Source organism: Cupriavidus sp. 94F1 (genome assembly GCF_057798875.1).
Window position 1 is genome coordinate 180822 of record NZ_JBYOJT010000002.1, and the last position, 12100, is coordinate 192921.

Here is a 12100-nt window from a genome sequence, read left to right on the forward strand (position 1 = left end):
ATGGCGTGGGCCGGGCAGGTCAGTGGTGACCCTTCAGCACGGTGCCGGGCTTGAGCTTGTACACGGTGCCGCAGTACGGGCACTTCACTTCGCCAGTGTCCACCACGTCCAGGAAGACGCGCGGGTGGTAGTTCCAGGCCGGGGTGTTGCCGGTGGGGCAATGCAGCGGAATGTCTTCTGCGCCGATTTCGACGACGGTTGCGGTTTGCGTCATGGTCTTGCGGTTGTGTTGCAGGGATGGATGCGGATTGTTTGCGGATGGCACCGGATCAGACCGGCGTCAGCCACTTCCTGTACTTCTCGTCGGTACCGCCCACGGCCGAGCCGCACGCGTGGCACAGACAAAAGCCGTAAAGGCGCCATTGTAAGCCGGGGGGCCTTGCGTGCCAACGCGGCGCGGCACACACAGCGTTCTACAATCGCACCTTCGATCCGACCCGCGCGCCGCCCGCTACCCGTGTCCCAGCCCGATCCCGCCTCCCCCGAACCTGACGATCCCACCCGCGGCGACCGCTGGCAGGACGCGCTGGGCGCGCTCGAGGCACTGGCCGGTGGCGAACCGGCCCAGGACGCCACCGGCACGGGCCGCCGCCTGCTGTGGGCGCTGACGCTCGATGCGGACGGCGAGATCGGCACCATCGAGCCGATGGAGCAAAGCTGGGGCGCGCGGGGCTGGACGCGCCCGCGCCCCGTGACGCTGGCGCGCGTGGCCGACGACGACTCCCTGCCGCCCTGGGATGCCCGCGTGGCGCGCGCCATCCGGCGCGACAGTTCACGCAACCGCCGTCTGGTGCTGGACCGCGCCGCCGCCATCATGGCGATGGTCGGCCATCCTGCCGTGGTGCTGGCGCACGCGCCCACCGTGCCGATGGAGGTGCTTGAGGCGGCACCCGCGCTGGAGGCCGTGCGCGAAGGCGACCGCTTTGCGCTGCGCATCGTGCCGCCCATGCGTGCGCCGAAGTCGATGGAGGATTTCCTGCCGGCCGCCGCGAAACAGGAAGCCGAAGCCCTGCGCCAGGTGACGGTGCTGCAGGACGGCGCGCGCCGCCTGCGCGTGATCCGCTTCACCCCGGCCCAGCAGGAGGCGGCCAGGCTGATCGCCGGAGGCCTGACCGTGCCGGCCACCGCGCAGGCGCGGCTGGACAGCACGTTGCGCGCGCTGGCCGGCCACTTCCAGATCCACGCCGACAGTTCGGGCGAAGCGCGCGAACGCGACCCCGAATCGCGGCTGCGGGCCGAAGTGGCGCCGGTCGGGCGCGGCATCAGCCTGCGCCTGGTGGTGACGCCGCTCGGGCCCCTTGGCCCGCGCATGGCCCCGGCGCATGGCCGCGCGCAGCTGATGGCGACGATTGGCGGCGACACGCTGGTCACCCATCGCGACCTGGCCGCCGAGCAGGCCCATGTGGCCGAGGTGTTCGATGCGCTGCCGTTCCTGGTGCAGCAGGCGCCCGCCGGCGGCGAGCATAGCTGGACGCTGGACGACCCCGAAGACGCGCTGACCGTGATCGAGACCCTGCCGGGCCTGGCCGGCGTGATCGACCTCGAATGGCCGCGCGGCCGTGCACTGCGCGTGCTGTCGGCCGATCTGCCGCAACTGGCGGTCAGCGTGGAAACCGGCAGCGAATGGTTCAAGCTGGTGGGCGAACTGCACGTGGCCGAAGGACTGGTGCTGTCGCTGGAAAAGCTCGTGGCCTGGGCCCATGGCCATGCAGGCCGCTTTATCGCGATGGACCACGGCGTGTACGTGGCGTTGACCCGCCAGCTGCGTGAGCGCCTGCGCGACCTGGCCGCCGTGGGCGACGGCGTGCGCGATGGCATCCGCGTGCCGCTGGTGGCCACGCCGTGGCTCGACGACGTGCTGGCCGGCGTGGGCATCGATCCCGACGCCCACTTCCGCACGCGCGTGAAGCGGCTGCACACCGCGCGGGCGGCCGATGCGCCGGTACCCGCCACGCTGGCGGCCGACCTGCGCGCGTACCAGGTGGAGGGCTATCGCTGGATGATGTCGCTGGCCGAGGCCGGTTTCGGCGCCTGTCTGGCGGACGACATGGGCCTGGGCAAGACGCTGCAGGCGCTGGCCGTGCTGCTGGCGCGCGCGGCGGGCGGCCCGGCGCTGGTGGTGGCCCCCACGTCGGTCTGCGGCAACTGGGCGGCCGAGGCGCGACGCTTTGCCCCGGCGCTGCGGGTGCATGTCTATGCCGAAGGCGACCGGTCGGCCATCGTCGAACAGGCTGGCGCGCACGATCTGGTGATCGTCTCGTACAACCTGCTGCAACAGGCGCGCCGCGCGTTCTGCGAGCGGTCCTGGCACACCGTGGTGGCCGACGAGGCACAGTCGTTCAAGAACCCGTCGTCGCGACGCGCGCAGGCCATGTTCGCGTTGCAGGCCGACGGCCGTATCGCGCTGTCCGGCACGCCCGTGGAAAACCGCCTGGCGGAACTGTGGGCCGTGATGCGCTTCTGCAATCCCGGCCTGCTGGGATCGCTGGCGCGCTTCAACGAGCATTTCGCGAATCCGATCGAGCGCAACGGCGCCCGCGACCCGCGCGCCCGCTTGCGCCGGATGATCGCGCCATTCGTCTTGCGCCGGACCAAGGCGCAAGTTCTGGACGAACTGCCATCCCGCACGGAGCTGGTGATCCGCGTGGCCCCTGAACCGGCCGAGGCCGCGCATTACGAGGCGCTGCGCCGCCAGGCGCTGTCCGAGGCCGAACGCGCGCTGTTCCGGCCGAAGACGGACCGCAAGGCGCGCGCCACGCTGCCCGAGCCGCAGGCGCGCATCCACGTGCTGGCGCAACTGATGCGCATGCGCCGCGCGGCCTGCGATCCGCGCCTGGTCACGCCCGAGACCGGCCATCCCGGCGCCAAGGTGCGCGCCTTCGCCGAACTGGCGGCCACGCTGGCGGCCAATGGCCACAAGACGCTGGTGTTCAGCCAGTTTGTCGATTTCCTGCAGTTGCTGCGCCAGCCACTGGACGAGGCCGGGCTGGCCTGCCAGTACCTGGACGGCGCCACGCCCGCCGCCGAACGCACCCGGCGCGTGGCGGCTTTCCAGGCCGGCGAGGGCGATGTGTTCCTGATCAGCCTGAAGGCCGGTGGCTTTGGGCTGAACCTGACCGCGGCCGATTACGTCGTGATCGCGGACCCGTGGTGGAACCCGGCCGCCGAAGACCAGGCGATGGGCCGCGCGCACCGCATCGGCCAGCAGCGGCCGGTCACGGTCTACCGCCTGATCACGGCCGGCACGATCGAGGAGCGCATCGTCGATCTGCACCAGGGCAAGCGCGCCCTGGCCGAAGGGGTGCTCGATGCGTCCGCCGATGAAGCCACCGGCCGCGACGTGCCGCTGCCCGATATCGACGAACTGGTGGGCTTGCTGCGGCGCTGAACTCGCTCCTGATGTTTGTCTCCCCTCTCCGCCTGCGGCAGAGGGGCCTGAGGGATTGCACCAAACGGTATACAAAATCGTCACGCATTTGGTGCGGACGCACAATCTCAGGTCTTCTTGGCAAGGTGCGTTTTTTGCGGCGTGACCGGGTGTCAGGCGCCTGCCCTCTCCCCCGGTCCCCCTCCGGCAAGCGGGAGAGGGGAATTCATGGCGGTCCCGCGTCCTTGCTGCGGTGCATCGGGCCTTGGCACAAATACTGCCTTGAGATTCTGCGAATGCGGAATATAGTATACCGAATCGTCGAGATACGACGTCCAGCTTCCGACACGCCCCCCACAGGTTCGGCCAACCTTTTGCGCCGCGCCCACGACAACAACGGAGCCACTGTGACCCTGCCTGACCCCATGCCGGCCGATCCGCCCCGGCCAGATGTCCGCTGGATGCCCGCCCACGTTGCTGCCGCGCAATTGGCACGCGGCGAGACCACGGCGCTGGCGCTGGTCGATGCGTGCCAGGCGGCCTGGGACGCCCATCACGGTCAGGTCAATGCGATCGTGCTGGCCGATTTCGAGGCGGCCCGCGAGGCCGCCATGCAAAGCGATGCGCGCCGGCACGCGGGTCGTTCGCGCGGGCCGCTCGACGGCGTGCCGTTCTCGATCAAGGAATCGTTCGATGTGGCCGGCTGGCCGACCACGTGCGGCGTGCCGGCGCGCGCCACGCATCGCGCGGGGGCCGACGCCGTGGTGGTCGAGCGCCTGCGCGCGCACGGCGCCGTGCTGCTGGGCAAGACCAACGTGCCGCTAGGCCTGCGCGACTGGCAGAGCTACAACGCGGTCTACGGCACCACCCGTAATCCGCACGACCTGTCGCGCACGCCGGGCGGGTCGTCGGGCGGCAGCGCGGCGGCGGTCTGCGCCGGCATGAGTTTTTTCGATATCGGCTCGGACATCGGCTCGTCGCTGCGCAATCCGGCGCATTACTGCGGCGTGTTCTCGCACAAGAGCAGCCACGGCATCGTGCCGCTGCGCGGCCATGGCAATGCGCGGGCCGGGTTTGCCGCGCAGGACATCAACGTGGCCGGCCCCGTGGCCCGCAGCGCGCGCGACCTGGAACTGGTGCTGCGCGCCATCGTCGGGCCAGATGCCGCCGACGCCCCGGCATGGCGGCTCGACCTGCCGCCGTGCGATCACACCCGTCTGTCCGATTTCCGCGTGGCCGTGCTGCCGACCCACCCGCTGGCCGAGGTCGATGGCACCGTCAGCAGCGCCATCGAGCAGCTGGGGCACCAGTTGGCGGCAGCCGGCGCGCAGGTGGCCTGGAATGTCCGACCAGACTTCGATGCCGCGCAACTGTGGCGCATCTACGTGCTGCTGTTGCGCGCCACCACGTCGCTGCATATGGATGACGCCGCATTTGCCGATGCGCTGGCACGTGCCCGCGACCCCAACGGCGACGACGCCGACTACGCGTCGCTGCAGTTCACTGGTGCCGCGCTGAGCCATCGGCACTGGCTGCTGATGCAGCATGCGCGCGAGACCTTTGCCCGTGCCTGGAATCGCTTCTTCTGCGATTTCGACGTATTGCTATGCCCGGCCGCGTCCACCACGGCCTTTCCACTCGACGAAGGCGGGGAGCCGTGGCAACGCACGATCACGGTCAATGGCCAGCCGTGGCCGCTGACGTCGCAGTTGTTCTGGGCCGGCCATTCGGGGCTGTGCGGTCTGCCCTCGACGGTGGCGCCGATCGGCCCGGCGCGCGACGGCTTGCCGGTGGGCGTGCAGATCGTGGCGCGCCGCTACGGCGATCTCACATCGTTGCGCCTCGCGCAGTTGCTGGAAGACGCCGGCCATGGCTTCCGGCCCCCGCGCATCGCCGAATCGCTAAATCGCTAAATCGCTAAATCACCAACAAGTTACGACATCGCAACATCGCAACATCGCTAAAAGGGGAGGGCGATCATGCTGGACTGGTTCAAGGAGTTGTCGCGCGCCGAGCGCAAGGGGTTCTACGGGGCGTTCCTGGGGCATGCGGTCGATGTGTTCGACTTCATGATCTATTCGTTCCTGATTTCGACGCTGCTGGCGCAATGGGGCATGAGCAAGTCGATGGCCGGCGCCATCGTCACGTGGACGCTGGTGTCGTCGCTGGTGGGCGCCGTCGGCGCGGGCCTGCTGGCCGACCGCTTTGGCCGCGTGCGCGTGCTGCGCTGGACCATCCTGGTGTTCGCGGTGTCCTGCTTCCTGTGCGGCATCGCCAATTCGCCAGAACAGCTGATGGTATTCCGCATGTTGCAGGGCCTGGGCTTTGGCGGGGAATCGTCGCTGTGCATGGTGCTGGTGACCGAACTGATCCGCAATCCGGCGCATCGCGGCAAATATTCGGGTTTCACGGCCAGCAGCTATTCGTTCGGCTGGGGCGGCGCGGCCATCGCCTATGCCATCACGTTCAACCTGTTCGAGCCCGAAACGGCGTGGCGGGTCTGCTTCTTCCTGGGCATCCTGCCCGCGCTGGTGGTGGTCTACCTGCGCCGCAACCTGGACGAACCCGAAGTCTTCCTGAAGAGCCGGGCCGAGCGCGGCAGGGCCTCGGCCACTGCCGACCTGGCGCGCGTGTTCCGCAAGCCGCTGCTGAAGAAGACGCTGCTGTGCAGCCTGCTGTCGGGCGGCATGCTCGGTGCCTACTACGCCATTGCCACGTGGCTGCCGACGTTCCTGAAGACCGAGCGCGGCCTGTCGGTATTCGGCACCAGTTCCTATCTGGCCGTGACGATCCTGGGCTCGCTGGTCGGCTACGTGGCCGGCGCCTATGCCACTGATCGCTGGGGCCGGCGCCTGACCTACATCGCCTTTGCGGCGGGCGCCTTCGTGATGGCCATGGTCTATATGGTGATTCCGGTATCGAACACGTCGATGCTGTTCCTGGGCTTTCCGCTCGGGGTGCTGATGCAGGGCGTGTTCTCGGGCATCGGCGCCACGATCTCGGAGTCGTACCCGAGCAGCGTGCGGGCCACCGGCTACGGCGTGGCGTACAACCTGGGCCGGGTGATTGGGTCGTTTTTCCCGCTGGCCGTGGGCTGGCTCAACAGCGGGCGCACGTCGCTGGCGCTGGCCATCGCCATGGTGGCCGGCGTCGGCTACGCGCTGGTGATGGTATCGGCGGCGTTGCTGCCCGAAACGTCGGGCATCGACCTGGGACAGGCCGGCGGCGGCGACCACGACGATGCCGCCGAGCCCGTGGGCGCCACCGCGGCGCCGCTGGCGCCTGCCGCGCCGGCGAGCAAGCCGGCCTGAACCGGACGGGATTCGCCAGCGAGTGCGGCAGGAGGCGGCCGGTTCGCCATGTGACGGCGGCGTTTTGACCTCGAAACAACAGTCGCCCCTGGCGCAATTAAGCCGCTGCTTACCAGCGGCGCCGGCGGCCCTATAATGGCTGCTCCGCCATCGGCCACGCGTTTCGCGCGTGGCCGATGGTCCTTCCTGACGGCAATGCCGCACAAGACGGCCTGCCGTACCGTCTCTTCTCATCTCGCCATGACACCCCGACAGTCGTCCCCGGTGTGGTTGCGCCTCTGGCATCGCTTTGCCGAGGTGGAGCGCAACGCCTTTCTCGACGGCGCGCGATTTTTCGCGCCCTCGCTGCCCGCGGTATTTTCGTGGGGCCTGGTCACCGGGGTGGCCATGAGCAAATCGGCGCTGACGGTGCCCGAGGCCATCGGCATGTCGCTGCTGGTCTATGCCGGGTCCGCGCAACTGGCCGTGCTGCCGCTGTTCGCGGCGGGCATGCCGATCTGGACGGTCTGGCTCACGGCCGCCGTCGTCAACCTGCGCTTCGTGATCTTCAGCGCCGCGCTGCAGCCGCATTTCAACTATCTGCCGGGCTGGCGCCGTACGCTGCTGGGCTTCTTCAACGGCGACCTGCACTTTGTCTACTTCATGCAACGGTACGCCGAGCCGGGCTACGCGCCGGGCAAGGAGGGGTATTTCTGGGGCATGGCGCTGATCAACTGCGCCACATGGCAGGTGTCGTCGATCATCGGCATCGTGCTGGCGAGCCTGTTCCCGGACAGCTGGGGCCTGGCGCTGGCCGGCACGCTGGCGCTGATCCCGGTGATGATCGCGACGATCAACTCGCGCTCGACGCTGATGGCCGTGGTGGTGGCGGCGGTGGTGGCGCTGCTGTGCTTCGACCTGCCGTACCGTCTGGCGCTGGTGATTGCCGTGGTGGCCGCGATTGCCGCCGGCATGGCCAGCGACGAGATGGCGGCGCGCGCCACGCTGCGTGGTATCCGCGCCCGCAAGGGCCGCCAGCCGACCGGAGACCAGGCATGAGCCATCTCGATACCTGGATCGCCATCCTCGGCATGACCGTGGTGACCGTGTTCTCGCGGGCGCTGTTCCTGATGGCGGGCGAGCGCGTCACGGTGCCCGACCGCATCCAGCGCGCGCTGCGCTACGCGCCGGCCGCCGCGCTGGCGGCCATCATCCTGCCCGATCTGCTGACCTTCGAAGGCCATTTCACGATCGGCCCCGGCAACGACAAGCTCATGGCGGGCATCGCCGCCACGGTCTGCTATGTGCTGACCAAACGCATGGTCGGGATGATCGTGGTGGGCATGGCGGTGTACACCGCCCTGCGCCTGCTGGGCTAGACGGGCTGCGCTTCCCGATGGGCCGGCTCGGCCAGGATGCTGCCCAGGCGGGTGAGCAGGTGGGCAAGCTGGGCCTGGGTGCTGGTCCCGGTCTTGGTGAAGATGGCCTTGAGCTGCGAACGCCCGGTTTCGCGCTTGATCCCGAGCTGCATGCACGCATCGGGCAGGCCGATGCCCGTGACCAACAGCATGGCCAGCCGGTTTTCGGCCGGCGTCAGGCCGTAGAGATCGCGCAGCACGGCGGGCACCGCACGCGGCGGGTCATTCGTCTCGTGGATGGCCACCAGGATGGGCTGTCCTTCCCATTCCGACGACAGGTAGAGCGCCGGCGTCAGCGCCACGGCCACGATCTGTGCCCCGCGGCCATCGGCGCCGGTGGCGTGGATGGCCTGCGCCGGCTGCAGCGTGTTGGGGTCGCACAGCGCACGCACGACATCGGCAAACGGCCGCGACAGGCGCCAGCCATTGCCGTTGCCCTGGATGCCGGCGTGCGGGTCGGCGGCCTCGCCGGACTGCAGCCGGCGCGTCCAGGGCTGCCCGGCGGCATTGGCCAGCAGGACCTTGCCCGATTCCGAAAAGACGACCACCCCGAAAGGCAGCCGGTCGAGCAGGTCGGCAGAAACGTGGCCGCGCGCCGCGACGGCATGCGTGCGGTCTCGCAGGGCCATGGCTTCGCGCAGGTGCGGAATGACCCAATCCAGCGCGCGTGCGTCGGTCTCCGCGTAGCCGTCCTCGCTGGCCGGGCGCTGGAGCACCAGGTAGATTTCATGCGCCGGACGGCGGTCGACCAGGCAGGCCATGACCGATGTCAGCGCCACGTCGTCGAACGGTTCGCCGCGAAACGTCTGGTGCTGGGCCGTGGCGCCGGCGGTGTCGCGCTGGTCGATATACCAGCCGCCCACCGCCATGGACCCCGACGCCGGCATGCCGCCGTGCAGCCGGTAGGGCGGCGGCAGGATGGCCAGGTTGTCGGGGGCGCGGTTGACCAGATGGCGAACCTGTACGGTCTGCTGCGCGGTATCCAGCACGAGCAGCGATGCCTGGAGGCTGCCGCTTTGTTCGCACAGCGCGTGCAGACTGCGTTGCCACGCAAGGGGGTCGAAGACTCCTAGATAGAGACCGCGAATGGTCTCGTGCATGTCAGATGCGTTCATTACGTTACTTCCTTTGTCCTGTTCGACGGCGAGCGCGCGAGCGAAGGGTGCCGCCGTGCATCGCGACCCTGCGAAAAGGGGCGACGTGGTCCTTGCGTGCCAGGGCTGGGGCGCGGAATTGCCTGCGGTGGAGGGCGGAAGGGGCGTCAGCCGCCGTCCAGCGTGGCCGACAGCTTCGTCAGCAGGTGGGTGAACTGCGCCTGGCTCGTGCAGCCGGTCTTGAGGAAGACGGCCTTGAGCTGGGTGCGCGCGGTCTCGTGGCGAATCCGCATGTGCTGCGCCGCCTCGGGCAAGCGTTCGCCCGTCGCCAGCCGCGCTGCAAGCCGCGTTTCGGCCGGGGTCAGGCCGTAGAGGTTGCGCAGCACGGTGTCGAGCAGGACGGACGGGGCGCCCGCCTCGTGCACCACCACCAGCGCCGCCGGCTGCTGCCATTGCGACGCAAACGCGTGCGTGGGCGGCAACGGCAGGACAAGCACTTCGGCATGGTTGCCGTGATCGTCGCTGGCGCGCGCGGCCTGCGCGCCTAGCGGATTGCCGGGGTCGCAGGCCGCCTGCACCATCTCGGCAAACGGCCGCGACAGGTGCCACGTCGTGGTCTTGCCCGATGGTTCCAGGCGGCGCGCCCAGCGTTCGCCAGCCGTGTTGGCCAGCAGCAGGTTCCGGTCCGGCGTGTAGACGCCCACGGCGAAGGCCAGCCGTTCGAGCAGGCGGGCCGACATCGAGGCCATGGTCGACAGCGCCAGCGTGCGGTCGCGCATGGCAATGGCGCTGCGCATGTGCGGGATGACCCAGTCGAGCCGGCGCGTGTCCTCGCCCGAGAAGGCGTCCTGCGACAGCGCGCGCTGCATCGAGAAATACACCTCGTAATGCGGCTGCCGTTCCACCAGGCAGGCCACATACGAGCGCAGTTCGAACCGGTTGAAGAAATCGCGATAGAACGGATGGCGCGCCATGGCCTGCGGGCCAAGGTCGCGCGCGTCGATGTACCACGCGCCCGGCACCAGCCGGGGCGCGAAGGCCTTGGCCGGATCGATGGACTGGAAATCGTTCTCATAGGTGGTGAACAGCTCCGCCACCGGGTTGACCACTTCGTTGACGGTCACCTGGTCGCGCACCGTGTCCCACACCATCATCGACGCATGCGCCGTGTCGGCAATCTCGGTCAGCGTCCGCAGGCTTTGCTGCCACGCGGCGGGATCGAGGACGCCTTCATACAACCCGCGAATAGCGCCGTGAATGGCGGCGGCTTGTTCCATCTGACTACCCCCTTGCATTCGCCAACATCGGTTCCTTTCCACTTATCCGTCGTGCACGTCCGTGGAAATGGCATAGCCAGTCTTTGCCGGCTGTCGTCTGGTGTCATGATGTACTAAAACTATCAAAAATAGTTCGAGTGTCTGACTATGCATACGTTTAGTACATTTAGGGCGTACATTACCGCATACGGGGCAGAAGTTGTTAAGACAACATCCCCTCCTTAAGTAGGGTCTTTGCCGGCCCGCCGTGTGATGCCCCTGCGGCACCCCCGCGGCAAGGCGCAAATCCGTCACGGCGATCAGGTAAAATGGCGGTTTTCCAGACTTCTGTGGACGGTTGTATGCCGTCCCCGTCCCCGCTCTTATCGCCATGACCTCTGTCCTGCGTCTTACCGATCTCATTTCCCAAGGCAAACTCACCGGCAAGCGTGTGTTTATCCGCGCCGACCTGAACGTGCCGCAAGACGACGCAGGCAACATCACCGAGGACACGCGCATCCGCGCGTCGGTGCCGGCCATTCAGGCCTGCCTGGAAGCCGGTGCTGCCGTGATGGTGACGTCACATCTGGGCCGCCCGACCGAGGGCGAATTCAAGCCCGAGGATTCGCTGGCCCCCATCGCCACGCGCCTGTCGGAACTGCTCGGCAAGCCGGTGAAGCTGGTACAGAACTGGGTCGATGGCGTGGAAGTGGCGCCCGGCCAGGTGGTCCTGCTGGAAAACTGCCGCGTCAACAAGGGCGAGAAGAAGAACAGCGACGAACTGGCCCAGAAGATGGCCCGGCTGTGCGACGTCTACGTCAATGACGCCTTTGGCACCGCGCACCGCGCCGAAGCCACCACCCACGGTATCGCCAAATTCGCCCCCATCGCCTGCGCCGGCCCGCTGCTGGCCGCCGAGATCGACGCGCTGGGCCGCGCGCTGGGCCAGCCGGCCCGTCCGCTGGTGGCCATCGTGGCCGGTTCGAAGGTATCGACCAAGCTGACCATCCTGAAGGCGCTGGCCGACAAGGTGGACGGTCTGGTGGTCGGTGGCGGCATCGCCAACACCTTCATGCTGGCCGCCGGCCTGAAGATCGGCAAGTCGCTGGCCGAACCCGACCTGGTGGGCGACGCCCGCGCCATCATCGACATCATGGCCGCGCGCGGCGCATCGGTGCCGATTCCGGTGGACGTGGTCTGCGCCAAGGAATTCAGCGCCACGGCCGCCGCCACGGTCAAGGACGTCAAGGACGTGGCCGACGACGACATGATCCTGGACATCGGTCCGAAGACGGCCGCCATGCTGGCCGACCAGCTCAAGGCCGCCGGCACCATCGTCTGGAACGGCCCGGTCGGCGTGTTCGAGTTCGACCAGTTCGGCAACGGCACCAAGGTGCTGGCCGACGCCATCGCATCGTCGAAGGCGTTCTCGATCGCCGGTGGCGGCGACACGCTGGCCGCCATCGCCAAGTACGGCATCGCCGACCGCATCGGCTACATCTCCACCGGCGGCGGCGCTTTCCTGGAGTTCCTGGAAGGCAAGCAGCTGCCGGCGTTCGAAGTGCTGGAACAACGCGCTGCCGGCTGAAGCCCGTGCGGGCTGGCGGCGCGAGCCGGCCGGCCCATAGCCAGTTGCCAGTTGCCAGTTGCCCCCAGGCCCCCCGCCAGCTAACCC

Annotated in this window: 9 protein-coding genes; 6 read left to right on the plus strand and 3 right to left on the minus strand. The window is 68.5% G+C overall.

What is annotated here, in order from left to right:
- Positions 1–19: 19 nt before the first annotated feature.
- Complete coding sequence (locus tag AC3FJ6_RS04915; RefSeq protein ID WP_029051276.1) at positions 20–214, minus strand: zinc-finger domain-containing protein; 195 nt, start codon at positions 212–214, stop codon at positions 20–22.
- 243 nt (positions 215–457) lie between these two features.
- Here AC3FJ6_RS04915 and AC3FJ6_RS04920 point away from each other — a divergent pair, with 243 nt between their 5' ends.
- The 5 genes from AC3FJ6_RS04920 to AC3FJ6_RS04940 all read left to right on the plus strand — a co-directional run bounded on the left by AC3FJ6_RS04920 (position 458) and on the right by AC3FJ6_RS04940 (position 8036).
- Positions 458–3388 carry a DEAD/DEAH box helicase gene (locus AC3FJ6_RS04920; RefSeq protein ID WP_488770910.1) on the plus strand — a complete coding sequence of 977 codons (2931 nt, stop codon included), beginning with the start codon at positions 458–460 and terminating at the stop codon, positions 3386–3388.
- A gap of 440 nt (positions 3389–3828) precedes the next feature.
- Positions 3829–5280 carry an amidase gene (locus AC3FJ6_RS04925; protein ID WP_488770912.1) on the plus strand — a complete coding sequence of 484 codons (1452 nt, stop codon included), beginning with the start codon at positions 3829–3831 and terminating at the stop codon, positions 5278–5280.
- A 66-nt stretch (positions 5281–5346) separates the two neighbouring features.
- A complete protein-coding gene (locus AC3FJ6_RS04930) occupies positions 5347–6678 on the plus strand; it encodes an MFS transporter (protein ID WP_488770914.1) in 1332 nt (443 codons plus the stop codon).
- Between the two features lie 240 nt (positions 6679–6918).
- Positions 6919–7716, plus strand: coding sequence for an AzlC family ABC transporter permease (locus AC3FJ6_RS04935; RefSeq protein ID WP_153946620.1), 798 nt, complete (start codon positions 6919–6921; stop codon positions 7714–7716).
- Positions 7713–8036: an AzlD domain-containing protein gene (locus AC3FJ6_RS04940; RefSeq protein ID WP_092595218.1), complete on the plus strand. Its 324-nt coding sequence runs from the start codon at positions 7713–7715 to the stop codon at positions 8034–8036. Before AC3FJ6_RS04935 ends, AC3FJ6_RS04940 begins: the two co-directional genes overlap by 4 nt.
- Here the strand turns inward: AC3FJ6_RS04940 and AC3FJ6_RS04945 are convergent.
- Positions 8033–9190 carry a helix-turn-helix transcriptional regulator gene (locus AC3FJ6_RS04945; protein WP_488770915.1) on the minus strand — a complete coding sequence of 386 codons (1158 nt, stop codon included), beginning with the start codon at positions 9188–9190 and terminating at the stop codon, positions 8033–8035. The two genes, AC3FJ6_RS04940 and AC3FJ6_RS04945, sit on opposite strands and share 4 nt — an antisense overlap.
- Positions 9191–9336: 146 nt before the next feature.
- Positions 9337–10446: a helix-turn-helix transcriptional regulator gene (locus AC3FJ6_RS04950; RefSeq protein ID WP_488770916.1), complete on the minus strand. Its 1110-nt coding sequence runs from the start codon at positions 10444–10446 to the stop codon at positions 9337–9339.
- A gap of 370 nt (positions 10447–10816) precedes the next feature.
- Here AC3FJ6_RS04950 and AC3FJ6_RS04955 point away from each other — a divergent pair, with 370 nt between their 5' ends.
- Positions 10817–12013, plus strand: a complete 1197-nt coding sequence (locus tag AC3FJ6_RS04955; RefSeq protein WP_488770917.1) for a phosphoglycerate kinase — start codon at positions 10817–10819, stop codon at positions 12011–12013.
- The last annotated feature ends 87 nt before the right edge of the window (positions 12014–12100 follow it).